The organism is Nonomuraea helvata (assembly GCF_039535785.1).
In the GTDB taxonomy this organism is placed as follows: Bacteria; Actinomycetota; Actinomycetes; order Streptosporangiales; family Streptosporangiaceae; genus Nonomuraea; species Nonomuraea helvata.
In genome coordinates this window covers 1,067,537-1,093,291 of sequence record NZ_BAAAXV010000008.1, presented here as the reverse complement: position 1 = coordinate 1,093,291, position 25,755 = coordinate 1,067,537, and the positions used below count along the sequence as shown (strand labels likewise).

General features: G+C 71.3%; 16 protein-coding genes. 9 read left to right on the top strand and 7 right to left on the bottom strand.

Annotated elements, in window-relative coordinates; translation table 11 throughout:
* Positions 1 to 141: 141 nt before the first annotated feature.
* Together ABD830_RS32520 and ABD830_RS32515 are read right to left on the bottom strand one after the other, a co-directional pair.
* Positions 142 to 7,137 carry a polymorphic toxin-type HINT domain-containing protein gene (locus ABD830_RS32520; RefSeq protein ID WP_344995944.1) on the bottom strand — a complete coding sequence of 2,332 codons (6,996 nt, stop codon included), beginning with the start codon at positions 7,135 to 7,137 and terminating at the stop codon, positions 142 to 144.
* A gap of 14 nt (positions 7,138 to 7,151) precedes the next feature.
* Positions 7,152 to 11,312, bottom strand: coding sequence for a LamG-like jellyroll fold domain-containing protein (locus tag ABD830_RS32515; RefSeq protein ID WP_344996056.1), 4,161 nt, complete (start codon positions 11,310 to 11,312; stop codon positions 7,152 to 7,154).
* 190 nt (positions 11,313 to 11,502) lie between these two features.
* Between ABD830_RS32515 and ABD830_RS32510 the strand changes: the two genes are divergently transcribed.
* Positions 11,503 to 12,474 carry a tyrosine-type recombinase/integrase gene (locus ABD830_RS32510; RefSeq protein WP_344995941.1) on the top strand — a complete coding sequence of 324 codons (972 nt, stop codon included), beginning with the start codon at positions 11,503 to 11,505 and terminating at the stop codon, positions 12,472 to 12,474.
* Between the two features lie 48 nt (positions 12,475 to 12,522).
* Here the strand turns inward: ABD830_RS32510 and ABD830_RS32505 are convergent, their stop codons facing one another.
* Positions 12,523 to 13,128 carry a TetR family transcriptional regulator gene (locus ABD830_RS32505; protein ID WP_344995938.1) on the bottom strand — a complete coding sequence of 202 codons (606 nt, stop codon included), beginning with the start codon at positions 13,126 to 13,128 and terminating at the stop codon, positions 12,523 to 12,525.
* Between the two features lie 71 nt (positions 13,129 to 13,199).
* On the opposite strand from ABD830_RS32505, the gene ABD830_RS32500 reads away from it, so the two are divergent.
* Both ABD830_RS32500 and ABD830_RS32495 read left to right on the top strand, forming a co-directional pair.
* Positions 13,200 to 15,173, top strand: a complete 1,974-nt coding sequence (locus tag ABD830_RS32500; protein WP_344995935.1) for a HelD family protein — start codon at positions 13,200 to 13,202, stop codon at positions 15,171 to 15,173.
* A gap of 87 nt (positions 15,174 to 15,260) precedes the next feature.
* Positions 15,261 to 15,584: a hypothetical protein gene (locus ABD830_RS32495; RefSeq protein WP_344995932.1), complete on the top strand. Its 324-nt coding sequence runs from the start codon at positions 15,261 to 15,263 to the stop codon at positions 15,582 to 15,584.
* A 60-nt stretch (positions 15,585 to 15,644) separates the two neighbouring features.
* Here the strand turns inward: ABD830_RS32495 and ABD830_RS32490 are convergent, their stop codons facing one another.
* Genes ABD830_RS32490 through ABD830_RS32475 form a run of 4 tightly spaced genes read right to left on the bottom strand, consistent with a single transcriptional unit; the run spans position 15,645 to position 19,148 of the window.
* Positions 15,645 to 16,853 carry an ABC transporter permease gene (locus tag ABD830_RS32490; protein WP_344995929.1) on the bottom strand — a complete coding sequence of 403 codons (1,209 nt, stop codon included), beginning with the start codon at positions 16,851 to 16,853 and terminating at the stop codon, positions 15,645 to 15,647.
* The gene (locus ABD830_RS32485; protein ID WP_344995926.1) at positions 16,850 to 17,575 is read right to left on the bottom strand and encodes an ABC transporter ATP-binding protein; all 726 of its coding nucleotides are present in this window, start codon (positions 17,573 to 17,575) and stop codon (positions 16,850 to 16,852) included. The genes ABD830_RS32490 and ABD830_RS32485 overlap by 4 nt, the downstream gene beginning before the upstream one ends.
* Positions 17,572 to 18,630 (bottom strand): efflux RND transporter periplasmic adaptor subunit, encoded by a 1,059-nt coding sequence (locus ABD830_RS32480; RefSeq protein WP_344995924.1) that lies wholly within the window; start codon positions 18,628 to 18,630, stop codon positions 17,572 to 17,574. The genes ABD830_RS32485 and ABD830_RS32480 overlap by 4 nt, the downstream gene beginning before the upstream one ends.
* Entirely contained in the window at positions 18,627 to 19,148 is a 522-nt protein-coding gene (locus ABD830_RS32475) for a hypothetical protein (RefSeq protein WP_344995921.1), read from the bottom strand. Before ABD830_RS32475 ends, ABD830_RS32480 begins: the two co-directional genes overlap by 4 nt.
* A 200-nt stretch (positions 19,149 to 19,348) precedes the next feature.
* Here ABD830_RS32475 and ABD830_RS32470 point away from each other — a divergent pair, with 200 nt between their 5' ends.
* The 6 genes from ABD830_RS32470 to ABD830_RS32445 all read left to right on the top strand — a co-directional run bounded on the left by ABD830_RS32470 (position 19,349) and on the right by ABD830_RS32445 (position 25,617).
* Positions 19,349 to 20,002 carry a response regulator transcription factor gene (locus ABD830_RS32470; RefSeq protein WP_344995918.1) on the top strand — a complete coding sequence of 218 codons (654 nt, stop codon included), beginning with the start codon at positions 19,349 to 19,351 and terminating at the stop codon, positions 20,000 to 20,002.
* Positions 19,999 to 21,180, top strand: coding sequence for a sensor histidine kinase (locus ABD830_RS32465; RefSeq protein ID WP_344995915.1), 1,182 nt, complete (start codon positions 19,999 to 20,001; stop codon positions 21,178 to 21,180). Before ABD830_RS32470 ends, ABD830_RS32465 begins: the two co-directional genes overlap by 4 nt.
* A gap of 3 nt (positions 21,181 to 21,183) precedes the next feature.
* Complete coding sequence (locus ABD830_RS32460; protein ID WP_344995913.1) at positions 21,184 to 21,780, top strand: NUDIX hydrolase; 597 nt, start codon at positions 21,184 to 21,186, stop codon at positions 21,778 to 21,780.
* Between the two features lie 253 nt (positions 21,781 to 22,033).
* A complete protein-coding gene (locus ABD830_RS32455; RefSeq protein ID WP_344995910.1) occupies positions 22,034 to 22,693 on the top strand; it encodes a lysophospholipid acyltransferase family protein in 660 nt (219 codons plus the stop codon).
* Between the two features lie 52 nt (positions 22,694 to 22,745).
* Complete coding sequence (locus tag ABD830_RS32450; protein ID WP_344995907.1) at positions 22,746 to 24,320, top strand: penicillin-binding transpeptidase domain-containing protein; 1,575 nt, start codon at positions 22,746 to 22,748, stop codon at positions 24,318 to 24,320.
* Positions 24,321 to 24,363: 43 nt separating this feature from the next.
* Positions 24,364 to 25,617, top strand: coding sequence for a M24 family metallopeptidase (locus tag ABD830_RS32445; RefSeq protein ID WP_344995904.1), 1,254 nt, complete (start codon positions 24,364 to 24,366; stop codon positions 25,615 to 25,617).
* The last annotated feature ends 138 nt before the right edge of the window (positions 25,618 to 25,755 follow it).

Genomic DNA, 25,755 nt, shown 5'->3' with positions numbered 1-25,755 from the left:
GGTTACGCTGGTCTCCAGGGACTCGAGAACCGCCAACCACCACTGGGGGGAGCTCCCTCCAGGAAAGCGTCTGCGGATCCAGCCGGGGAGCCCATCAACCGGAATGCTCCGAATCTCCAGAAGATCAGACTCCAGTCCCATTTACGGGGCCCTCCCGCCATAGTCCGTAATCACTGATCGCGGAATTCTTATTCCGGCCTTGGCGAAGGCGTCGACGCCGCGCCCGATGAACGCTGCAGCACACTCTGCACAGGGCGGCGTGTAGTGGCCGGTGAGGTTATCGAATGAAGAAACCGCGCCACCACTTCGGAACGTCACCTGCCCTGCGGCGGCGACCGACTCACCGCCGCTCGCCACTGTGTGGTGGATGCCAGGTGCGGCTCGAACCATGTTCAAGTCTCCTCCCTCGCCGACCGTCCAGAGGAAGGTCCCGCCCTCAGACGCTGCGCGCGAGAAACCAGGTGAGCCGGCAGCCATCGGGGAAATCCCCGCTAAGTCAGCCTCCATTTGTTCAATCGGAAGATCGTTAGGCCTGCTGTTGGAGACTGAGCCAGTGCCGCAATTGTGAACGAGCACCGGTGTGGCGCCCGCCAGGACATAGTAAGAGTGGATGTCGTCGGCCGTCAGATTGTGGACGTGTTGGGTGGCGGTCCACTTCTGGACGGCAGTGATCTGGACGTGGGTGCCGGCACTGGTGCGGAGCCACATGCCCGGCTGCAGCTGGTCCGCGTCACGCCACTCTCGCAGGTCGTCCAGCCAGAACGGATGGCCTTCGGTCGCGGTGACGCTCCCGGTGCGATCGCCTCGGTCGCCGTCAACGTCCACAGTGATCTTGACGAGGTGCTTGATGCCCTCACCGACGATCAAAGCGGTAACCTGTCTCGCTTCTGTTCTGCCGGTGCCCGGGTCGGTGGCGAGGACCCGATCGCCCACCTTGACCCGCTCGATCGCCTTGAAGGATCCGTCCGCCATCAACACCTTGGTGCCGGGGATGAAGCTGTTGCGTGTGCAACCTCCTCCGCTTCTCCCTGCTCTGGCTGCGGCCCTGGACCCTACTTTCGCCGCACCCTTCCGGGCGGCCCTCGCCGCGGCTTTCTCGGCAAGCTTCGCAGCGCCCGCCCGTACCGCCCCTGCACCGCCGATGACGACCGGAGCCCATTCGCCGACGAACTTGCCGACCTTGTAGTTCTTGCTGTTCTTGTCGCCCCAGGTCGGGATGTCCTTGTAGAGAGGGCTGTTGGCCTGGGCGTCGTCGGCCGCCGCGACGCATCCGGTCGGGATTCCGGGCGGGCAGGACATTTTCACGATGCCGTAATAGACATCGGCGAGGAAATTCTTGGCGGTGCCCAGCGTGCCGTTGAGGAGACCGCTTGCCGCGCCGCCCGTGAAGTTGCGCACGTGACACAAGAAGTGACATTTCTTGGCAGGAGGCGAACTGCTCGGGCTGCTGTGACCTCCTCCAGGATTTGAGTGGGGGCATCCCTTGTTGGCGTAGTAGCAGTTCGGGTTGCCGTGGAGCGGGCCGTCGAGGCCGTCAGGGTCGCTCTGGGTGACGGGGGTCTGGTTGGCGTAGGAGTAGCCGTCCCAGCTCTGCGGGTAGTCGAGGTTGAACAGCGGGTCGACGGAGATGAAGCGGCCGATGTCCGCGTCGTACTCACGAGCGCCCAGGTGAGTGAGGGACGTGCTGGAATCGATGGTGCCGCCGACGAAGCCCCTCTCCCCCGGCCAGCCGCCGGCCTCGGTGCCACGTGGCTGGCCGAAGGGGGTGTAGCGGCGCTTGGTGAGTGTGCCGGTCGTCGCGTCGATCGCCACCTCACCGGTGCCCTGGTGGTCGGGCGACAGGAAGGTGACCCCCGCGGTGGTGCGCATGGCGACCGTGTCGCCGTCGTGGCTGTAGTAGCGGGTGGCCTGGGTGGCTGTGGCCCCCTTGTTGAGGCGGATCTCCAGGCCGGACAGGTATAACGTCGTGCCGGTCGGGTCCCGGCGGATCAGCCGGTCGCCGCTGGAGTCGTAGCCGAAGCTGGTCTCACCGGCGCCCGAGTCGGTGACCTTGGTGAGATGGCCTTCGGCGTCCCAGGAGAGCGTCTGGTCGCCGGCCCCGGTGGTCCTCCTGGTGGTGTTGCCGGTGGCGTCGTAGGCGTAACTGTCGGTGCGCCCGCCTGTCCCGGTCTGGGTGGTGACGGTGGCGAGTTGGTGCCCCTTGTACGAGGCGCCGACGCCGGTGCCACCCGCGTAGGCGTAGGTGCGCGTGGCGGTGAGCTTGTTGGACGTGTCGTACTGCGTCTCGGTGGCGCGGTTGCCGGAGGCGTCGAAGGTGTACGCGGTCCGGTACGGCGCGGGGCCGCCCAGGGTCGCCGAGGCCGGATCGGTCACGCAACTGTCGGTCGCCTGGGTCCAGGCGTCGGTGAGCCGCCTCAGGTAGTCGTAGCGGAAGCACTGGTTGTCGGTGCCGTCGCGGGAGACGTCGGTGATCTGCGTGATGTTGCCCGCGTCGTCATAGCCGTAGGTGGCGTTGCGGTCGACACCCGGCATGCCGGCGTGGACGGTCGTGCTGGTCTTCAGCCGCTGGGTGCCGAACTCGTACCCGTAGGTCTGGTCGACCTGCTTGCCTCCGGTGGACAGCCGCCTGCCGAGCAGCTTGCTGGTCTTGCTGTAGTCGGTCCCGATGACGTACGTCGCCAGGTTGCTGGTCAGCTTGATCGCGCGGCCGAGGTCGTCATACGTGGTGGCGATCACCTCATTCGGCAGTCCGCCGGCCGCCGGGCTGCTGACCGACTGCACGCTCCCGTCGAGGTTGTAGACGGTGTTGAACTGGTAGCCGGCGGAGGGCGCGAGCGCGGACTCGGCTGTGGGCAGGCCGGACAGGGTCACGGTCGTGCGGGTCGGCCGGTTCTGGTTGTCGTAGAAGTTGACCGACTCGGTGTAGACGGCGCCGTTCTCGTAGCGGATGGAGGCGGTCGGCTGTCCCTTGCGCACCGTGTCGTACGTCCACTCGGCGAGCTTGGTGCCGGGGCTGCCGCTCGTCGTGTCGTACCGGGCGATCTGACGGCCGATCGGGTCGTAGGTGGTGCTGATCTTCTTGCCGCGCGCGTCCTCGGTCTGGACGAGCCGGTCGAGGTCGTCGTAGGTGAATGTGGAAACGCCCTTGTCGGGATCGGACGCCTGAACCTTCCTGCCGCGCACGTCGTAGTTGTAGGTCCAGTTGTGGCCGCCGAACCCCTTGATCGACGCCAGGTCTCCCCTGGAGGTGTAGGTGTAGAAGGTCGAGTCGTACCCGCCGGGCTTGTGCTGGCGGACCTCGATCTTCCTCCCCTGCGCGTCGACGAGGGTGGTGGTGGGAATGCCGCCGTCGGGTGGGGTGACGGTGGTCCAGTCACCGCCGTAGGCGTATGTGGTGCGCCACTTCTCGCCCGCGTCGCTGTTGCCGGCCAGCAGCCGTTCGGTGAGGACGCGGCCGAGCCCGTCGTAGGTGTAGGCGGTCTGGGTCTCCACCTGGCCCGGGGTGTCCACGCCGAAGAGCGACGTGCCGGGGGCGCCGTCGGCGTAGTACGCCGCGTAGGTCCGGTCCACGCTGCCCTGGGCGTTGTAGAAGGTGTCGCTGACCAGGCGACCGCCGTCCGGGCCGGGCTGCTGGGTCTGGCGGGACCGCAGCCAGCCGTCTATCAGCTCGTACGCGGTGTCCTGACCGCCGTCCTTGTTCAGTTCCTTGGTGGAGACCGCGATGATCTTGCCGGACACGATCTGGTAGCCGAACTGCTTGTCGGGGAGTTGGTCGGTGCCGCGTCCCGGCGCCCACACTCTGGTCACTCGGCCGAGGGCGTCATAGGAGAAGACGGTCGTCTTGTCACCCTCGTCGGTGGACTTGAGCGTGTTCCCCCAGGCGGGATCGAGCTCGGTGGTCGTGGTCATCGCCGAGCCGGCGTCCCCGCTCTTGACCGGCGGCCCCGTGACCGTCGTCTTGGTGGTCAAGCCGCTGGTCTCGGTGTAGGCGGTGGTCGTGGTGCGCTCCACGGGGGTGTCCGCGGTGTTGTCGACCACGGTCATGGTCTTGGGCCTGCCGTAGGCGTCGTACGTGGTCCTGCTCCCGGGCACGTACCGGACGGCGGTGCTGGTGGTGCCGGTGGCCGCGACCTTGTCGGTCGCCGTGACCAGTCCCCTGGTCGGCGCCGCTCCAAGGGCCCCGCCGTCGTAGTAGGTGCGAACGTCGGAGATGAGCTGCTTGGTGAAGTCCACGGTCTTGCCGCACGACGCCGCCACCGTCCGCACCTGCGCGGGCAGGGCGACCAGCCAGTCGGCGGTGTTCTGTGCCGCCATGGTCACGGTGGTGCACCGGTTGTCCGTGTCGACGGCGACGTCGCCGAAGTCGTCGACCTGGGTGGGCGCGCCGGTCGTGGTGTCGAAGGTGTTGGTGGTGGTCTTGGTCTCCCGCCAGTTCCCGCCGTCGAGGGCGGTCATCTGTCGGGTGGTCTTGGCGCCGACCAGGTTGGCGGTGACCGTTCCCCATGACCGGGTACGGGAGGCCGTCTGGTGGTGCCACGGCGAGGCCACGCTCTTGGAGACGACTTTTCCGCCGGCCTTGTCGTAGGTGACTGTCCGGACCTCGAAGCCCTGCAGGGACTCGTGGTCGGGGTAGGGGCCGCCTCCCTCGTCGTCGGAGACCTCGACGTCCTTCTTGCCGCCGGAGGTGTTCAGGCGGTCGCCGTCCATGCCCTGGAAGTACCAGTGGTCGACCTGACCTGGCGCACCGCTGGTCGCCGCGCTGATCACGCGGACCTTGTCGTAGCCGCGCCACTGCGACCACGTCTTGTACTTCTCGGGTGTGATCCCGTCGTCGTCGTCGAAGTGCCAGGCAGGGTGCCCGATGCCGTAGTCGTACTTGGTGACCATGTCGGGCGAGCCGCCGGTCAGGTCCGTCTGGACGGTCTGGGTCACCACGTACTTGTGGAACCAGTCGAGCGTGGGATGGTCGCTCTCGCCGCTGGTCTTCATCCAGTACGTGGGGAAGCACCGGCGTTGGTTGGTCTGCGGGGTCGGCAGGTCGGCTGTGGTGCAGTCGGCCGCGGAGTAGTTGACGTCCAGCACTCCGCCGAACTCGTTGTACACCGTGCCGAGCCGGTTCTTCACGAACGGGCCGACGTCGTCACCGAACTTGTCCACCCGGTTCGGCAGCTGGGTGTAGACGAACGACACGGGCGGCAGCACGACCGGGTCCTGGCCGGCGAGCCCGGTGTGCACGATGGACGTCAGCAGCAGTTGCCGGTCGACGTCCGCCATCCCCCACGCGTGCTTCAGCTCCCAGTAATCCACCGGGCGGTAGTCAACGCCGTTCTCCTTGAGGATCTCGGTCTTGATCAGGGTGAGCCGCTTGCGGGACCAGAACGTCGGCGAGAGCGTGCCGTGCTCCTCCTTGCACTCCTGGTCGGCGTCGCAGTGCAGGTCCCAGGGCACGTCCTCCCAGTACTCGGGATGGTCCTTGATCTTGTCCTCGGCGCAGTCCGCATCCTCGGAGCGGAGGCACCGCTCGGAGACCTCGAAGTCGACCCGTGCGGGGGCCTTGCCCGGAAAAAGGTTGTCGGCGCGCAGACCGTAGTCGATGTGGTCGAGGTAGCCGCCGCGCACGTACGACGTCTCGTCCTCGGGCTTGAGGTTGCGGCCGTAGTGGTTGGTCTCCTGCTTGTAGAAGTAGGTGATCGCGTTGCCGTCCCGGTCGACGATCTTGTCAAGGTTCCACCGCCACGCCTGCCGGCACCAGGAGTCCTTGAACTCCGCCTTGTGGCACGGCTCGCCGTCGTCGTCGCCGAAGACGGGCACTGTCCAGGCCGACTGGGTCTGCGGATTCTCCAGGGCCAGGGTGTTCAGCCCGAAGAAGTACTGGGTGCCGTCGGTGGTGGTGACCTTCCAGTACTCCCCGTCGTCGTCGCCGTTGTTGACGGAGTCGCTGGTCAGCTTCTCGATACGGGTGCCGTCGTCGTTCTTCATCCGCCACGTGTTGCCTCCGGCCGGGATGAGCTCGCCGCCCTTGCCGTTCAGCGTCATCGTGGCGTTGTCGTAACCCCAGCACAGGTCGCCGGGATAGGTGTCCCAGGTGGAGTTCTTCGGCACGCCGTCGTCTTTGCAGGGCTTGTAGCGGCGCTCTATGAAGCCGGGCCACAGGTCGAACCCGTCGCCTACCCAGGAGGGCTGGGTGTTGGTGTTGGACGTGCGGCCGTCGATGGACGAGGAGGAGTACGACAGGGTGACGCCCGGTGTCAGCCCGCCGGGCACCGGCGGCACCCGAAGGGCGTACGACCAGGTGAAATCCCCCGACTGCGCGCCGACGCCCCACGTCGCCGACGCCGACAACGGAGTCGCCTTGTAGTCGCCCTTGTCACCGGCCGGTTCCGGCGCGGCCGCCAGCACGGTCGCCGCGCCGTCCGCCGACGCCGTCGTCACCTCCGCGCTCACGCTCTGGTGCTCGGTGTCGTTGGCCGAGGCGACCGGTGTCGCCGTACGGCAGCCGGCGGCGTCCGGCGTGGAGAGCGCGCAGGCGGGGAACCGCACCAGCCGCAGGCGGGAGCCGTAGGAGGCCCCGTACGCGCGGGCGAACCCCGAGTAGTCCAGGCGTACGGCCAGCTTCTCCGGGACTGACGCGGGGCCGGCCGGCTCGACGGAGAACATCACCCCGTCGACACCGGCCCGCCGCCCCGCCTCGCGGTCCAGCATCCGCACTCGCACCTTGTCCGGGGCAGCGGACGAGGCGGCAGACGCGACGGCGGATGAGGCAGCGGACGGGGCGGACGGGGCGGCGCCGACCCAGACCGGAAGCGCGCCCGCCTTCGTGGCCGCCGGGGCCGACGCGCGCAGGCCGGGCGCGGCGGCAGGCAGGGAGACCTCGGCGACGCCCGCCTTCGGCCACGTCACGGTGGCCGGTGGCGCCGGGTGGGCCACAGAGGCGTCCACCTTGCGCGGTTTGACCTTGATCTCGTGCCCAGCCACCGTCTTGTCGGGGTCCGCCGGCTTGGGCAGCAGCCGGTCGGTGTCCGCCGCGACCGGCGGGGCCTCGACCGGCGCCGCCGCCAGCAGCCCCGCGCACACGACGAGCGCCGTCAGGGTCGCGACCAGGCGCGGAACACGCCGCCCGTTCCTCCCGCTACGCACAGCATCCTCCACGGCTAGAGCTCGTCGATCTCGGTGGGGTTGGCCAGGTAGGCGACCTCTTCCTCGGTGGCCGCGCCGCGCAGCACCCAGACGTCGTCCAGCTGGCCGCGCCAGTTCTGGCCCGCGGGATAGGCGCCGCCGGTCCTGGCCCGCCCGAGTTGAACAGAGGTGATGGGTGCGAACACCCGGGTGTTCTCGCGGTACGACACCGTCGGCGCCTCGGCGGCGTCCTCCCGCACGCCGTTGACGTAGAGCGTGATCCGGCTGTTGAAGCCGTCGTAGACGACCGCCAGGTGGTCCCAGTCGCCGAAACCGCCCTGGTGGAAGCTGGAGTGCTCCACCGTCGCGGTGGCGCCGCCCGTCCCGTCCACGCTGGGCACGTCCAGCACGTAGCAGCCCTTGGCGGCGTCGTAGCGGACCGCCACGGCGCTGTTGGTGGCGCCGGCGAGGCCCAGCACGGTCATGGACCTGGTGGGAGTGCCGGCCGTCTGCACCCAGGCGGACACCGTGAAGCTCTCGGAGCTGTCGATCACCGCCCCGTCGGCCGTGGCGTAGTCCCCGTCGCCGCCGGGAAGGTCGAGCGCCCCGGCCACCTGGCCGTCCGGCGGCGTCACGATGCTCAGGCCCGGGTCGGTGGAGATCCTGGCCGTGCCGGCCAGCTTGACCGGGTGCTTCACGGCGGCCGGCGCGGAGTCGGGGCTGGTCGCCGGGGTGCCGGTCGCGGTGTTGAGCCGCCAGCGGCCGAAGACGTCGGACTTGACGGTGAACAGGTCCTGGGCCTCCTCGACCGAGAGGATCCGGTCGTAGATCCGCACGTCGTCGATCGCGCCCGTGGCATAGTCGACCGCTGCGCCGTTCCACTTGGACCGGCCGATCTGCAGCCCGCCTCCGGCCTGCCATACCGGTGGCAGGTTGTTGGTGCCGCTCTCGACCCCGTTGACGTAGAGCCGGAGCTTACCGGCCACGACGTCCTGGACCCCGACCAGGTGGGTCCACTGGCCGAGCACGGCGGTGTTGGCCGAGTACGCGGTGAGGCTCGTCGGGGCCGTGACGTCACCCGCCGTCCGCATGAACGCCCACTTCTTGTTCGCGGCCCGGTACTTGAGGTAGAAGCCGCTCTGGTTGGCGCCGTCCTGGCTCACGATCGTCATGTCCGTGGCGGCGGTGGTCGGCAGCTTCACCCAGGCGGCGACGGCGAAGTTCCCGATCGTGTTGAGCACCGGGCCGGCCGTGGAGGCGTACGCGCCCGGCCCGGTGAGCTGCATGGCCGTCCCGACCTGCCCCGGGACGCCGAGGGTCGCTCCGCCCTGCACGGTGGCGGAGAGCGGGCCGCCGCCCTCGCCGTAGACCCGCTCGTTGCCCGCTGGCTCCTCCAGCCGCCAGTGGGCCGTCAGCCTGCGATCCGCAGGGGTGGAGCTGGCGGCCAGGCTCGCCGCGTCGGCGTCGGACAGGGCCTCGGCGAACACCTTGACCTCGTCCACGTCACCCGGCCAGTTGTTGGCGTACCCGCCGTCGAAGAGGCTGCGGCCGATCTGGAACGCGCCCCTGGCGTCGAGCACAGAGGCGACCGGGGTCTCGGCGGCCTTGATGCCATTGACGTACAGCCGGAGCATCTTGGCGGGCGCGTCGTACACGCCGGTCAGGTGGGTCCAGACGTTCAGCTCCGGCGGCGTGGGCGCGATCGCCCCGGTCCACGGGCCGCTCCCGCCGTTCACGTCGTTGGCCGGGGTCTTGAACACCCACGAGCTGGGGGCGGGGTTCACGCCGAGCTGGAAACCGCTCTGGACGGACGCGTCCTGCGCCAGGACGTTGTAGAAGGCGTCGTTCTTGCGCAGCCGGACCCATGCCGAGACGGTGAAGCTCCGGGTGGTGTCGGCGACGGCGAGGTCGGTGGCGGCGTAGCCACCGGCGTAGCCGTCGAGGCTGAGGCCGTTGCCGGTCTTGCCCTCCGCGCCCAGGGTGGCGCCCGCACCGGATCGGGCGGCGATCCCAGGCGTCTCACCGGTGAGCGCGGAGGAGCCTGCGGGTTCGTCCAACTTCCAGCGCGCCTTCTCCGGGGCGCCCTCACTCACCCAGAACCGGTAGTCGCCGACCGAGAAGTTCCCCGCCGCGTCCCACACGGTGATGTACAGGATGTTGACGCCGGCGCGGGTCGGGACCACCTGGACCGTCTGCGGGTTGGCGGCACGGGCGACCGCAGAGGCGGGGGCGGGGGTGGTGTTGAGCGCGTACGCGAACTTGGTCACCTCAGAATCGAAGGTGATCGCGAACGAGCCGTAGCGGCCCACACCGTCACGCGCGGTCACATCCGGGTCGTCGGGGTTCAGCTCCGGGTACTGGGGTGAGCCGACGACGGGGGTGCGGGGAGCGGTGGGGTCATAGCGCAGATAGCAGCTGGTGGCGGCGCCCGCCCAGCTCCACGGGCTCCACGCCGCGCCGTCGTAGGCCCGCACCTGGTAGTCGAAGTCGGTGTTCGGCGGTATCAGCCCGGCCGGGACCTGTACCGAGAACGACGAACGGTGCGAGCCCTTGGCTGACTGCTTTTTAGGCGTGGTGGTGCTCCACCGGTGCTCGGTGCCGGAGGCGTCCTTCCACGTGACCAGGAACTCGGCGTTGAGCTTCTCCCCCTCGGCGCCGCTGTTGTCGGGGTCGGTGAGGTTGTCGGCGTACAGCATCGGCAGCCGGTTCACCGGCGTGGTGTGGCCGTAGGCAGGGCACGGGCCGCCGGGGCTGGAGTGCAGTTGCTTCATCTGCGGCTGCGGCGGGGCGGTGTTGTAGTACACGCGCAGGGTCGCCTCCCCGTCGAACCGCTTCCAGCCGTATTCGTCGTCCTCGTGGCCGGCCTGCAGGCCGAACGTCGTGTTCGACCAGCCCTTCCTGGCGGCCTCCTTGACGGCCGACTCGACGTTGAAGATCACATCGCCCGCAGGGCAGCTGCTCGAGTGGCCCTTGGCGACGTCCCGGTAGGTGAGGTAGTCCGCCCAGTTGTCCTTGGTCGAGCTCCAGGTCGAGCTCTTGCCGAAGGCGGTGGTCCGGTAGATGTGCACCGATCGCCCGTCGCAGGACGGCGCCCAGGTCTCCTTGACGGAGAACTCCGCCGACAGGATCTGCTTGCCCGCGAAACGGCTGGTCGGCATCCGGTAGAACAGCCGCTTGACGTGGGAGCTGCCGCAGTAGGCGCCGGCCGGGGGCAGGCTGATGGGGCAGCGCCCCATTCCCTCGTCGTCGAAGTCATGCGCCTCCCAGCCGCCGCTGGAGACCATCAGGTTGGCGGAGTTCTTGGGCGCGGACCACACGGGGTCGATGTAGATCGGGAACTTCGCGTCGGGCGAGGTGAGCAGCCCCTGGTCCGGCTCCAATGTCATGTGCGCGGCGTCGGCACTCATCTTCATCACCGCGACGCGCGAGGTGTCCCCCGGCGCCGCTGCGGACGGCCTGCGCAGCCCTGTGCCCGCGGCCGGCGCCGGCCCGGCCGGCTCGCTGGAGTCCCACATCTTCGGCGGCGAAGCCGTGAACACCTCCGCGCCCGTCACCGGGTCGACGGCCGACTGGTCGCCCCGCTCGTCCCCCGCCAGCCGCAGGTCCGGCGCAGAGAGTCCGAACTGGAGTTTGGCCAGCCGGGGATCGCGCGCCGCCTCGGGCGTCTTCACCACCAGCACGTGCGAGGCGCCCTCGGCGGTGGCCCGGACCCGCAGGTCGACGTCGGGCCCGAGCACACCCCGGTACACGGCGGTGTCGCCCTCGAGTTCGGGCGCGGGCAGGCGGCCGGGCCACGACAGCGACATCCGGCGCCCGGCCCGGGTCATCGACAGCATGGGCGCGTCGCCGCCGCCGGAGAGCCGCAGATCGACGGTGGTGGCCACCGGCCGGACGGACCCGTCGGCGTCCTTGCGCAGCGTGGTGTCGATGCCGACCCACTTGCCGTCCTTCAAGGTGCGGACCGGTTTCACGTGCTCGACCGCGACGAACCCCCCCTGGGGCTGGGCCTGCACCTCTTGTCTCTCGCCGCGCAGGCCGAGGACCTCCACCGGCCGCCCCGACTCACGGGCGGCCCGCGCCGCCTCGGCCTCAGTCACCTGGGGCAGCGGGTCGGCCGTCCGCGCGGCCTGCGCCCCGCGCCCTGGGACCGCGCCCCAGGATGGGGCGGCCAGGCACGACAGGGCCATGGCCGCCATCGCTGACACCGACGTCAGGGTCCAACGAGTTCTCACACCGCGCTCCCCACCGGCTCCTCGTCGACGTGGGCCGGCAGAGCCTTCTGGCGGCCTCGATCAACAGTGCCGACGAGCGGTAGACGGCGCGTTCAGATCGTGTAGATCACGCGTTGACCCGGCCGCGCGGGGCGAGGGCCGTAAGATCGGCTGGGTGAGCCTGCCCGCCGTCCCCCAGGAGGTGGCGCCGCCGGTCGAGCCGGCGCGCGACCCGTACCAGGTCTATCTCGACTCGCTCACCAGCCCCGAGTCGCGCCGCACGATGCGCGGCTGCCTCGACCGGCTGGCCCGGCTGCTCACCGGCGACGAGCGTGCCACGGGCGCGGGCCAGCCGTGGCATCTGCTGCGGTACGAGCACACCGTCCGCATCCGTACGATGCTCACGGACCAGGGCTGGTCGGCGGCCTACGTGAACAAGCACCTCGTGGCGCTGCGGCGGGTGCTGAAGGAGGCGTGGCGGCTCGGCCAGACCAGCGCCGAGGACTTCGCCCGCGCCTCCGACCTGGCCCCGGTGCGCCAGAGCCGCCTGCCCACCGGGCACCACGTGCCGCCCGAGGTGGTGGGGGCGGCCCTGTCGGCCTGCGACGACTCGCCGTCGGGGGTGCGGGACGCGGCGCTGATCGCCGTCCTCTACTCCACCGGCTGCCGCCGCGCCGAGCTCGGGAGCCTGTCGCTCGCCGACTACGACCCGGGCAGCCGGTCGCTGCGGGTGCGCGGCAAGCGCGACAAGGAGCGCCTCGTCTACCTCACCACCGACGCGATCGGGCTGGTGGAGCGGTGGCTGGCGATCCGGGGGACCTCGCCGGGGGCGCTGTTCAGCCCGATCAGCAAGGCGGGGCGGCTGCGGACGCGCGACGGGCGGCCTGTGGGGCTGACCGGGCAGGGCATCGCCGACATCCTGGCCCGCCGCCTGTCGGAGGCGGGGGCGGCCCGGCGTACCGCGCACGACTTCCGGCGCACGTTCATCGGCGAGCTGCTGGACGCGGGCGTGGACCTGGCCACGGCCCAGGCCCTGGTGGGGCACTCCTCCCCGGCCACGACGGCCCGCTACGACCGCCGCCCGGAGAAGACCCGCCGCGACGCGGTCGACCGCCTCCGCCTTCCCGCCCCGCGCCCCCTTTCCTGAGGCGCCCGCTTTAGGCGCGCGCTTCCCTGAGGCGCCCGCCGCCCGCGCTCACACTTCGGAGGGGAGGAGCGAGAAGGCGCGTTCGGCTGCCCGCACCGCCTCGCGCTCCACCTCTTCCAGCGGCCGCCCCTCGACCAGCAGCTCCACGTTGCGCCGGGCCAGCACCCGCTGGGCGGCCAGCACCTGCCCGGCGACCAGGTCGGCGGTCAGGTCGTCGGTCGTCTCCGCGAGCGCCTCGGCCAGGGCCTGCTCGTCCAGCGACATATGCCGGAACAGCCGGGCGACCAGGCTGGGCGTGGAGAACACCATCCGGTTGAAGGCCAGCACCTCCGGATCGTCGTTGAGCCCCGTGACGGGGTCGTGCCTGGCGAGCCCGTCGAGGAAGTGGCGGCGCAGGGCCTCCAAGGGCCGCTCGTGCGGCGCGCGCTGCCGCACGACACGCGCCGCCTCGCCTTGATGATCGGCGATCCGGTGCAGCACGAGGTCTTCCTTGGTCGGGAAGTACTTGAACAGCGTCGGCTTCGACACCCCCGCCGCCGCCGCGACCTCCGTCACGGGCACCTCGTCGAAGCCGCGCTCCAGGAAGAGCGCGACGGCCGCCGTCGAGATGGCCTCGTGGACGCGCTGTCGCTGAAGCTCTCGTAGTCCTGTCATGTGCACACTCTAGCGCCAAAGCGTTAACCTGGTTAAACTCTTAACCGAGTTAACGCTTTAGGGAGGCGCGAATGGGCACGCTCGAGGACGAGAAGCAGTACGTCGAACGCTGCACGGCCGGTCTGCGCAGGATGCTCGAAGGCGCGCGCGACAACGTGATCGTCGGCGAGTCCGTGGCCGGCGACCGCTACAGCGCCGAGCGCCTGGGACGCCACCTGAAGAGCCTGGCCAAGGAGCTGAGCGAGGAGCCCGAAGGCCCTCCGTTCTTCGGCCGACTGGACTTCGGCCAGGACTCGGCCGAGCACAGCGGGCGGGCGTACCACATCGGCAGGCGGCACATCACCGGCGAGCACGGCGGGCCGCCCGTGGTGATCGACTGGCGCGCGCCGGTCGCGCGGGCGTTCTACCGGGCCGGCGCGCGCGACCCGCAGGGCGTCGCGGTGCGCCGCCGCTTCGGCTGGTCCGGGACGACGCTGACGAGCTTCGAGGACGAGCGGCTCGAACAGGGCGAGGAAGGCAAGTCACGCATCCTGGCCGCCGAGATCGAACGTCCCCGCGTCGGCCCCATGCGGGACATCGTGGCCACCATCCAGCCCGAGCAGGACGACCTCGTACGCGCCGACCTGGACGCCTCGATCTGCGTCCAGGGCGCGCCCGGCACCGGCAAGACGGCGGTCGGGCTGCACCGGGCGGCGTACCTGCTCTACGCGCACCGGCAGCGGCTCGAGCGCTCCGGCGTTCTCGTCCTCGGGCCGAACCGGGCCTTCCTCGGCTATATCTCCGCCGTGCTGCCCGCGCTCGGCGAGATGGAGGTCGAGCAGACGACCTTGGAGCGCCTGCTCGCCACCGTCCCCGTCACCGCCGTGGACAGCGAGGCCGCCGCGATCGTCAAGCACGACGCGCGGATGGCCGAGGTCCTGCGCAGGGCGCTGTACGGGCGGATCGGCAAGCCGGTCGAGCCGGTGGCGGTGCCCGACGGCTCCTACCGGTGGCGGGTGACTGAGGAAGAGCTGCGCCGCATCGTGGACGACACGCGCCGCGAGTCGCTGCCGTACGGGGTGGGCCGGGAGCGGGTCCAGGCCAGGGTGGTCGCCGCGATCCGCCGCCAGGCCGAGGCCAGGGGGCAGACGGCCAACGCGGCCTGGACCCGCAGGATCGCCCGCGGCGTCACCCCGTTCCTGGACGCCGTCTGGCCCGCCGTCAAGCCGGCGGAGGTCCTGTACGGGGTCCTCCGGGGCGACACGGCCTGCGGCGTGCTGACGGACGCCGAGTGGGCGGCCATCACCTGGGCGAAGCCGCCCCGCAGCGTCAAGACCGCCAAGTGGACGGCGGCCGACCTGGTGCTGCTCGACGAGGTCGCCGGCCTCATCGAGCGCCCGCGCGGCTACGGCCACGTCATCCTCGACGAGGCCCAGGACCTGTCGCCGATGGAGTGCCGGGCCGTGGCCAGGCGCAGCGAGCACGGCTCGCTCACCGTCCTCGGCGACCTGGCCCAGGGCACCACCCCGTGGGCAGCCTCCTCGTGGCCGGAGCGCATGGCGCTGCTGGGCAAGCCGGACGGCCAGGTCATCGCCCTGACCACCGGCTTCCGGGTTCCTGCGGCCGTGGTCGAGCTGGCCAACACGCTGCTGACCGCGCTCGACGTCCAGGTGCCCGCGACCCGCTCGTACCGCTCGGACGGCCGACTGCGCGTCACCGAGGCGGCCGGGCTGGAGAAGGGAGTGGTGGAGGCGGTGCGCGAGGCGCTGGCGTTCGAGGGCTCGGTCGGGGTGATCGCGGCGGACGCCGACGTCGAGGCGCTGACGTCCGCGCTCGGAGATGAGGGACTGAAAGCGGACGGCCGCCTGAGCGTGCAGCCTGCCTCGCTGGTCAAGGGCCTGGAGTATGACCACGTGATCGTGGCCGAGCCCGCGGCCATCGCCGAGGCCGAGCGGCGCGGGCTGAACCGCCTGTACGTCGCCCTCACCCGCGCGGTCTCCCGGCTGGACGTCGTGCACGCCCGGCCTCTGCCGCCCCAGCTTTCGCGCTCAGCAAAAGCCTCCTGATTTCGTTATATGTCGATGTTCGTTCGGCTCGACAGGACCGGCGCCTTCGGTGTGTGATGTTGTTCATATCTTGAGAGGAGCCGGCCAGTGACCTCTTCGCACGAGCCGCCCCAGGGCGACGACGTACCGCACGCCAGAGAAGACCAGTGGAGCCAGCCGCCGCCCTATCCTCCTCCGCCGCCACCTCAGCGGCAGGCGCCGAGCAGCCAGGTCCTGTCGATCATCGGGTTCGTCTGCGCGGTGGTGGCCGTGCTGTTCATCCCGATCCTGTTCGGGCTGGCCGGCATCGTGCTCGGCATCGTCGGCCACACGCGGGGTGAGCCGCTGGGCAAGTGGGCCGCCGTCGCCGCCGGCGTCGGGATGATCATCGGGATAGCGCTCGGCGCCATCCTCGTCAGCAGCATGTCCTGACGCCGCCCGTACGGCGGGCGCCGGGCCCGCCGTACACCTCAGCCCGGCCCGCCGTACATCTCAGGTGGCGGCCAGGGCGACCGTGGGAGACAGGCGGGCGGCCCGCATGGCGGGGTAGAGCCCCGCCAGGGTGCCGATGAGGAGGGTCGCCCCGATCGCGCCGCCCAGGGCCCAGGGCGGGACGACCGGCGGCCAGCCCCGTGACAGGGCGTACCCCGTGGTCGCCAGCGCGCCCAGCACCGAGCCCGCCACGCCGCCCAGGGCCGACAGCAGCAGCGACTCCGCCAGGAACTGCAGGCGCACCTGCCCCCGGGTAGCCCCGAGCGAGCGGCGCAGGCCGATCTCCCTGCGGCGCTCCAGCACGGAGATGACCATGGTGTTGGCCACGCCGACGCCGCCCACCAGCAGGGCCACCGCGCCCAGCCCGAGCAGGAGGTTGGTGAAGGCGCCCGCGGCGGCGGCCTTGGCGGCCAGGGCGTCCGACGGCCTGCTGACCGTGACCTCCTCCGGGTTCTCCGGGTTCACCGTGCGGGCCAGCACCGCGCGCACCGCCTCCACCGACTCGTCCGAGGAACGCTCGTAGACGGTGGTGGCGTAGCCGTCGAAGCCCAGGAGCTCCTTGGCGGCGGGGAACCCGACCAGGGCCGAACGCTCGATCTCCGGCGCCAGCGGCATCGGCCCGAGTATCCCGATGACCGTGAACCACCGGCCGCCCATCCACACCTGCACCCCGGTCCTGCTCAGGCCGAGCCGTTCGGCCGCCTTGGCGCCGAGCACGACGGCGGGCTGCCGGGCGGTGGCGTCGTTGAGCCAGACGCCCTTGGCCACCGCGCCCTCCAGGGTGGTCAGCAGCTCGGTGCTGGCCGCCTGTACGGCGATGCCGCCCGTCACGGCGTCGGGAATGTGGTTGTTGCGGCGTACGGTGGCCTCCACGGCGCCGGTGGCCGCGGCCGTACGCACCGGGCGGATGCGCTGGACCATGGCCAGCGCGGTGGTCGGCAGCTTGGCGCCCTCCCCGAACATGGTCTGGCCGGGCGCGACGGTCAGCAGGTTGGTGCCGAGCCGGTCGAGCTGTCGCAGGAGCTGCTCGCGCGAGGAGGACGAGATCCCGATCACGGCGATCATCGTCGCGATGCCGATGGCGATGCCGAGCGCCGACAGGATCACCCTCGTGGGGCGGGCGCGCAGCCCGGCGGCCCCGACCCGGAGCACGTCCCCGGGGCTCAGCCTGCCCGGCGCCGGCCGGGGTCGCGGGTCGTGCTCGTTCAACGCCGGGCTCCTCTCAAGAGCTCAACGGGGCTCAGGTGGTCGTGCTCGTGGCCGTCGACGACGAGGCCGTCGCGCAGGCGCACCTGGCGGCGGCACCAGCCGGCGATCTCGGCGTCGTGGGTGATGACGGCGACGGTGGTGCCGGACTCGTTCAGGTCCGCCAGCACGGCCAGCACGTCGGCGCCGGCGTGGGAGTCCAGGTTGCCGGTCGGCTCGTCGGCCAGCAGCAGCGGCGGGTCGCCCGCCACGGCGCGGGCGACCGCCACCCGCTGCTGCTCGCCGCCGGACAGCTCCGACGGCCTGTGCCCCAGCCGGTGGCCGAGCCCGACCCGTTCCAGCGCCTCGGCGGCGCGCTCGCGGCGGGCGCGGCGGCCGGTGCCGGTGTAGAGGAGGCCGTCCGCCACGTTGTCCAGCGCGCTGACGCCGGGCGACAGGTGGAACTGCTGGAAGACGAACCCGAGTGTGCGCGAGCGCAGCCCCGACAGCTGCCGGTCGGACAGAGTGGCGACGTCGTGGCCGGTGACGAGCACGGTGCCGGTGGTCGGGCGGTCGAGCGTGCCGATCAGGTGGAGCATGGTGGACTTGCCGGACCCCGACGGGCCGACGATGGCCAGCAGGTCGCCGCGGGCGACCGTCAGGTCCACGCCGCGCAGGGCGTGCACGTCGCCGGGGTACGTCTTCGTCACTCCGCGCAGCTCCACGACGGCCTCTTGATCGTTCATCGGGCCGGCACCCCGACCTTCATGCCCTCGGCCAGCCCTTCGCCCTTGATCTCGACGAGGCCGCCTCCGAACGCGCCCGTCTCCACCGCCACGATCCGGCTGCTCCCGCCCGCCACGACCTCGACCCCGAACCCGCCCTCGCGCAGCGCCAGCAGCGCCTCGACCGGCACGGCCAGCACGTCCGCGTGCCGGGCGCTGGCCATCTCCACCTCGACCGGCGCCTGGTCCAGCTTCGTCCTGGGCGGTTTGGCCAGCGTGATGTCCACGTCGACGGTGGTGCCCGCGTCCTGCTCCTGCCCGGACGACTCCGCGACCGTCCCGACCGAGGTGACCCGGCCGGTGACCCGCTCGCCGCCGGGCAGCGTCACCGTGACCCCGGCGCCCTTCCTGGCCAGCGTCTGGTCGCCCGTGTCCAGGTCCACGTGGACCAGGCGGCGGATGCCGCTCACCGTGAGCGCCTGCCCGCCCGGCGCGGTCCTGGCGCCGACGGCGGCCCTGACCTCGGTCACGCGTACGGCGGCGGGCTGGAAGGCGACCTGGGCCGCGTCCACCCGCCCGGTCTCCGCCAGCCCCCTGCCGTCCTGCCAGTCCTTGACCGCCTGCTCGGTGGCGTAGCTGAAGTGGTCGTCCACGGTCAGGTAGTCGCCGTACCCGAGGGCCTTGAGGTTGCGCTCGAGCTGCTCCACGTCCGGCCCGTCGGACACGCCCTGCTGCAGCGTCCGGTACATCGGCAGCTTGCCGTACATCAGCACCAGCGGCCTGCGGTCCACCTTGAGCAGCGGCCGGCCGCGGCGGATCACGGCGCCCTGGGCGGCGATCCAGGTCACCGTCCCGGAGGCGCCCGAGGCGATCTGGCGCTCACCGGCGTAGGTGAGCGCGCCGTCCACGGTCTTGGTCTCCACCAGATCCTGCCTGGTGATCTCCGCGGTGGCGGGCACGGGAGGCTTCGTGGGCGTGGCGGCGCCGGGGCCGCCGTCGTTCAGCACGGCCACCGCGGTCCACGTCGCGGCGACGGCCAGGACGGTGCCGCCACCCAGCAGCAATCCCTTTCTCACGGCTGCTTCACCTTGCCGCCGCCGGGCGCGTACTGCTCGCAGGCCTTGTGCGCGGCCTCGATCTTCTGCTTGGAGCCGTTCCTGATCTCGAACCGCATCCCCTCGCCCGGTTTGGGGTCGGGCATGTCGACGCCGTGCTGGCGCATGCACTGCGCGAACTTGACCATCTGGTCGTAGTCCTGTGCGCTGGGCGTGCGGTCGCGGACGATCGCGTCCAGGATGGGCCGGCAGGCCTTCTGGGCCTGGTCCATCTTGTCGCGGCCCATGCTCTTGTCGCCCTCCACCCGGATATTGCCGTTCTGCGGGTCGGGCACGTTGACGCCGTGCTCGCGCATGCACCGCGCGAACCGCAACCCCGCCTCCTGCGGGTCCAGCGAGGCCGACGGGGAGGCCGACGGGGAGACGGCCGAGGCGCCGCCGCCCGCGCTGGCCACGCCGTCCTCCTTGGGCGCCGTGCCGCCGCACGCGGCCAGCGCCAGCGTGAGAGGGACGGCGACCAGCAACAGCCGTACGTTCATGGCATTCGCTCCTCCGTGCCCCGGGTCCTTCGCCCGAGGCGCGGCCCAACTCCAGCCCACCGGGTGCTAGAACCGGATAAGCCCCGGCGGCCGGTTTATGGTGGGCTGCGTTCAGCAGCCCACCACAAGTAGCGGATTGCACTTATCCGCCCCTAACACCTGATCCGTCACGCTCTGGTGTCAGAGGAAAGGGGCCGGCGATGCGGGTTCTGGTCGTCGAGGACGAGGAACGGCTGGCGGACGCGGTCGCGCACGGGCTCAGGCTGCACGCGATCGCCGTCGACGTGGCCTACGACGGGCAGGACGCCCTGGACATGGCCGCGTACGTGGACTACGACGTGGTGGTGCTCGACCGGGACCTGCCGGAGGTGCACGGCGACGACGTGTGCCGGCGGCTGCGCGCGGAAGGCGGGGGCAGCCGGGTGCTCATGCTGACCGCGGCCGGCCAGATCCGCGACAAGGTGGACGGGCTGGCCATCGGGGCGGACGACTACCTGGTCAAGCCGTTCGCGTTCGCCGAGCTGGTGGCCCGGGTCAGGGCGCTGGCCCGCAGGTCTGCCCGCTCCGCGGTCCCGCCGCTCGAACGCGGCGGCATCGCGCTCGACCCGGCGCGCCGCACGGTCACCAGGGACGGGCGTTCCGTGTCGCTGAACCGCAAGGAGTTCGACGTGCTGCGTGTGCTGCTCGGCGCGGACGGCGAGCTGGTCACCGCGGGTGAGCTGCGCAGGAGCGTCTGGGACGAGTACGCCGACCCCGGCACGGGCGCCCTGCGGGTCACGATCTCGTCGTTACGCAAGAAGCTCGGCGTGCCGTCCGCCATCCAGAACGTGCCCGGCAAGGGCTACCGGCTTTGACCGCCGGGGCCTGGCGGCTGTGGTGGAGCAGCAGGAGGCTCCGGCTGCGGCTCACGCTGCTCTACGGCGGCCTGTTCTTCGTGGCCGGGTCGATCCTGCTCTGGGTCACCTACCTCATCACCGGGCAGGCGCTGGACCGGCAGTTTGTCGTGGCCGCCCGCAAGGTTGCGACCCCGCCTGCCGGCGTGGTCGTGCAGCGCCCGATGTTCGAGGAGGGCGTCTTCCAGGGCGACATCATGTACCGGGCCGAGAACGTGCTCAGCGACATGATGCGCTGGTCCATGCTCGCGATGATCGCGGTCGGCGTGGTCGCGCTCGTGCTCGGGTACGTGGTGGCCGACCGGGCGCTGCGGCCGCTGGACCGGGTGACGGAGACGGCGCAGCGGCTCTCGGAGAGCACGTTGCACGAGCGGATCGGCCTGAGCGGCCCGCCCGACGAGGTCAGGCGCCTGGCCGACACGTTCGACGCGATGCTGGACCGGCTGCACCGGGTGTTCGACGCGCAGCGGCGCTTCATCGCCAACGCCTCCCACGAGCTGCGCACGCCGCTGGCGATCAACCGCACGGTGCTGGAGGTGTCGCTGGAGGAGCCGGCCGCGTCGGAGGACCTCAAGGCGCTGGCCAGGGCGCTGCTGGGGACCAACGCGCGTTACGAGCGGCTCATCGAGGGCCTGCTGCTGCTCGCGCAGTCGGAGCAGGAGCTCACCGTGCGCAAGTGGGTGGACCTGGAGCAGGTCGTACGCACGGTGCTGGAGCAGATCGACCTGCAGTCGCGCAAGCGGCCCGTCACCCTGCACCAGGACCTGCGCCCGGTGCTGGTCGAGGGGGATCCGCTGTTCCTGGAGCGGTGCGTGGTCAACCTGCTGGAGAACGCGATCAAGTACAACGTGCGCGACGGCGAGGTCTGGCTGACGCTTGGGCAGGAGCAGGGGGACGCTCTCATCACGGTGCGCAACACCGGGCCGCTGGTGCCGCCGTACGAGGTGGACGACCTGTTCGAGCCGTTCAGCCGGAGCCAGGGCGACCGGGTGCGCTCGTTCAAGGGGGCGGGGCTGGGGCTGTCGATCGTGCGGGCCATCGTGCGCGCGCACGGCGGCCGGGTGGGCGCCGTCGCGCGGCCCGAGGGCGGGCTGAGCGTCACCGTACGGCTGCCGCGGGGAGCGCCGTGCGATCCTTGAGGTGTGCTGTCGCCGATCGACGAGCTGCGCGAGCAGATCACCTCCCGCCTGGCCGCCTTCGACCGCCGTGAGGTCCCGCCGACCGGCGGGGTGCGCAGGGCCGCCGTCACCGTGTGCGTGCTGGAGGACGCCGAGCGCGCCCCGTACACGGTCCTGATCAAGCGGGCCGCCCGCGGCCGCAATCCCGGGCAGTGGGCGCTGCCCGGCGGGCGGCTCGACGACGGGGAGCGGCCCGTGGACGCGGCGCTGCGCGAGCTCGACGAGGAGACGGGCCTCGCCGGGGTCGAGGTGGCCGGGCTGCTCGACGACTTCGTCACCGACTCCGGGTTCGTGATCACGCCGGTGGTGGCGTTCGGCGGCACGCAGGAGCCGGTCGCGGACCTCCGCGAGGTGGCCTCGGTGCACGCCGTGCCGCTGGAGTGGTTCCTGCGGCCCGGGGTGCCCCGCTGGCACGGCGAGCTGCTGCAGATGCCGCTGGGGCCCTCCATCGTGGTCCACGCGCCGACGGGGGCGATTTTGTGGCAATTTGCCGAGGTGGCGCTGCGTGGCCGCGAGCAGCGGGTCTTCGACGTGGCGCAGCCTCATTGGACGAGAACCTGACCGATTCTTGGGGCCCGATGGAATAGCGATGGCCGGATGTCCGTTAGCATCGAATGGCCGATGTGGTCTGTGTCCCCCGGGCCGCAAATTACCGCCTTCACGGAATACCGTTCGGCTGGAGCCGTGTTGTGCACCTCGCCGAGGAGGCGACCGCCACATCGGCCTAAACAGCTTTTCCCAGGCGTCCCGCCCCTCGGGCGGGGCGCCTGCTTTATGGTGGGGTGGCCGACCGCCCGATGATCAGGAGAGCTCGTTGCTGTACGAAGTGGTCAAGTTCGCCGCCGCACCGCTCGCCCAGGCGATGTGCCGGCCGCACATCTCCGGGGCGGCGCACGTGCCCAGGAGCGGTCCGGCGATCCTGGCCGCCAACCACCTGTCGGTGCTCGACTCGTTCCTGCTGCCGGCGCTGCTGCCGCGGCACGTGACGTTCACCGCCAAGAACGAGTACTTCGACGGCAACCCCGTCTCCGGATTCTTCATGCGGCTGGGCGGCAGCCTGCCGATCGACCGGGAGAGCGCGCACGCCGCGCAGGCCATGCTCGACGCCGCCGCCGACCTGCTGGAGCGGGGTGAGCTGTTCGGCATCCACCCGGAGGGCACCCGCTCCCCCGACGGCCGCCTCTACCGCGGCAAGGTCGGGGTGGCCTGGCTGGCGCTCAAGACGGGCGCGCCGGTGCTGCCGGTGGCGCTCACCGGCACCGAGAAGGTGCTGCCGGTCGGCTCCAAGGTGCCGAGGCCCGCGCGGATCGGCATCACCATCGGGGCGCCCTTGCGGTTCGAGGGCGACCACACCAAGGCACGCGACCGGCGGCGGGTGACCGACGACATCATGGCGGCCATCCAGAAGCTGTCCGGCCAGGAGTACGTGCCGGCCTACGCCGCCAGCGTCAAAGCGGCCAACGGCCAGTCCTAGTGTCGTCGAGGAACAGGGGGATGTAGTGGCGCGGGGTCGTACCATCGCGATCGTGTCCGGCGCAGTCGTGCTCGCGGTGGGGGCCGCGGCCGGTGGCGCGTACTACGTGCTGCACACGAGGGGCACGCCCGCCGAGACGGCGCAGCGCTTCGCCGCCGCGTGGCAGTCGGGCGACAAGGCCGCCATGACGGCCCTGCTGGCCAAGCCGCAGCAACTCAGCGCGTACGACCAGCAACGCACCGCGCTCGCGGTCGAGTCCGCCGCGATCCGGCTCGGCAAGATCACCGAGACCGACGACCGGGCCCGCGCCCCGTACACCGCGACCCTGACGCTCAAGAACATCGGCACGTGGTCCTACCAGGGCCAGATCGACCTCATGGTGGCCGACCGGGCCTGGAAGGTCGACTGGAAGCCCTCGACGCTGCACCCGTCCCTGACCGACGGCGCCGCGTTCGCACTCAAGACGCGCTGGCCCGGCCGGGCCGAGATCACCGACGCCGACGGGGGCCGGATCGACACGGGCACGGTCGGCGGATCGGTGCAGCAACTGGTCGGCTTCCTCGACAAGGCCACCAAGAAGGACGTGGCCAAGCTCGGCTCCTCCTACAAGGTCGGCCAGGCCGTCGGGCGCGGCGGGCTGCAGGAGACGTTCCAGGAGCAGCTGGCGGGCACGCCGGCCACGGAGATCCAGCTCGGCGGCAAGACGCTGGAGACCATCAAGGGCTCCGACGGCAAGCCCGTCCAGACCTCGCTCGACCCGCACGCGCAGGCCGCGGCGGTGGCCGCGGTCAAGGACATGAAGAAGCCCACCTCGATGGTGGCGATCAAGCCGTCCACGGGCGAGATCCTGGCCGTGGTCAACAACCAGGGCGGCTTCAACCGGGCGCTGGACGGGCGCTACCCGCCCGGCTCGACGTTCAAGGCGGTCACGGCGATCGGGCTGCTCGCGGCCGGGATGTCGCCGCAGGACATGGTGACGTGCCCGATGTACTCGACCATCGGCGGGCTGAAGATCCGCAACTCCGACAAGGAGGCGTTCGGGTCGCTGTCGTTCCTCGACTCGTTCGCGCACTCGTGCAACACCACGTTCGCGCCGTTGGCCCAGCAGAAGCTGGGCGCCGCCAAGCTGCTCGAGGCGGCCGAGGACGTGGGCTTCAACCAGCCGCTGAACATCGGGGTGCCGGCCACCAAGGCCAGCTTCCCCAAGGCCGAGTCCGACGCCGAGCTGGCCTCGGAGGCGTTCGGGCAGGGCCGGATCACGGCCAGCCCGCTGACGATGGCCTCGGTGGCCGCCGCCATCGCCGACGGCACCTGGCGTCCGCCGACGCTCGTGCCCTCGCTGAAGCAGAAGGCCGAGGAGCACGCTCTCCCTGACGGGGTCAAGGAGAAGCTGCACGAGATGATGGCGGCCGTGGTGTCCAAGGGCACGGCCAAGGCGGCGGGGCTGCCCGCCGGGACGCACGGCAAGACCGGCACGGCCGAGTACGGCACCGGCGACGACCTGAACACCCACGCGTGGTTCATGGGGTTCAAGGGCGATGTGGCGTTCGCGGTGGTCGTGGAGGGCGGCGGCGCGGGCGGCAAGGTCGCGGCGCCGGTGGCGGCGACCTTCCTCAAGGGCCTGTGACGTTCTCCTGCTTGGGCCCGCCGGTCCTGGGCAGGGGTCGGTCGTGGGGGGAATCGGCGCCGAGGAGTACGCGGCGCGGCAGGAGGCGATGAGGCGGCTGGCCGCGCGCGAGGGGTTCCACGGGGTCGTGGCCTGGTCCAGAGGCGGATCCGCGCAGGACCGCTATGCCGACGTCCACCACCTCACGGGCTTCTACCAGCACCGTCCCTTCGTCCCCGACGTTCCCGGCCACTGGCGGGCGCGCGGCCACGCGGCCGTGGTGCTGCCCGTGGACGCTCCCCCGACGCCGTCGAACGGCCACGCGGCGCGTACCGGGGACGCTCGCGGCACGATCATGCTGATCACCGACGCGGGCGATCTCCAGGAGCCGCGGCCGGTGGCGCGGGTGCGGGCCGCCGCCGACCTCGTGGACGCGCTCGCCGAGCAGATCAGGGCCTGGATCCGGCCCGGCAAGGTCGCGTTGATCGGCTGCGAGTCGATGGCCGCCTCCTGGTGGTGCCGCCTGCGCTCGGTGCTGCCCGGGCACGAGCTGGTGTGCGCCGACGAGCTGGCCTGGGCGGCGCGCCGGATCAAGAGCCCGGCCGAGCTGGACCTGCTGCGCGCCTCCGGGGCGCTGGGCGTGGCCGCGATGGCCGCCGCCCGGGACGCCGCCGAGCCGGGCGTCACGGAGGCCGACGTGGCGGCGGCAGCCGTCGCCGAGATCGTCCGGGCGGGCGGCGCCTACTACGGCATGGGCATCTCCTCGGGCACGCGGTCCCACACGTTCGCCGCCTCGGGCCCGGCGCCCTACTCCGCCGACCGGCGGCTCGCGGCCGGCGACCTGCTCAGGATCGACCTGTACGGCTCGGTGCACGGCTACCTGTTCGAGCTGGCCCGTACCTGGGTCGTCGGCGAGGAGCCGACCACGGAGCAGCGGCGGCTGCTCGACGCGGTGCGTGACAGCGTCCTGGCGGGGATCGACCTGCTGCGGCCCGGCCGGACTTTCGGCGAGGTGGCGCGCCGGTGCCAGGAGGTGTTCGAACGGTCGGCCTTCGCCGCCCATCACGGGCTGCCCGAGGCGGAGATGCACGGGGTGTGGGGGCACGGGCTGGGGCTGTCGTTCGAGCCGCCGTGGATCATCGAGGACGGGCCGCACGCGGGCGAACGGGCCGAGGCCGGGATGTGCCTGGCCCTGGAACGGCGGCTCGCGGTCCATTCGGTGGGCGGCGCCGGGTACGAGGAGGACGTCATCGTCACCGACGCCGGCCCGGAGCTCACGACCACGGGCCGGCGCAGCCCGGAACCGGCCGCCCGCTGAGCCCTGAGGTCGCCCAGGGGCGGGCGGACCAGCACGTGGCGGAAACTGTTCGAGTTCTTTTCCGGTCCGGGCCGCTCGGGTCGCGCCCAAGCCGCCTCCGCGACACTCCCCACGACCGTGGAGCGCGAGTTCACGGGG

Bases quoted from the DNA above. Each gene is read 5' to 3' on its own strand.
- ABD830_RS32515 (WP_344996056.1), bottom strand. From the start codon at position 11,312: ATGGCGGCCATGGCCCTGTCGTGCCTGGCCGCCCCATCCTGGGGCGCG.
- ABD830_RS32505 (WP_344995938.1), bottom strand. From the start codon at position 13,128: ATGACAGGACTACGAGAGCTTCAGCGACAGCGCGTCCACGAGGCCATC.
- ABD830_RS32500 (WP_344995935.1), top strand. From the start codon at position 13,200: ATGGGCACGCTCGAGGACGAGAAGCAGTACGTCGAACGCTGCACGGCC.
- ABD830_RS32485 (WP_344995926.1), bottom strand. From the start codon at position 17,575: ATGAACGATCAAGAGGCCGTCGTGGAGCTGCGCGGAGTGACGAAGACG.
- ABD830_RS32475 (WP_344995921.1), bottom strand. From the start codon at position 19,148: ATGAACGTACGGCTGTTGCTGGTCGCCGTCCCTCTCACGCTGGCGCTG.
- ABD830_RS32470 (WP_344995918.1), top strand. From the start codon at position 19,349: ATGCGGGTTCTGGTCGTCGAGGACGAGGAACGGCTGGCGGACGCGGTC.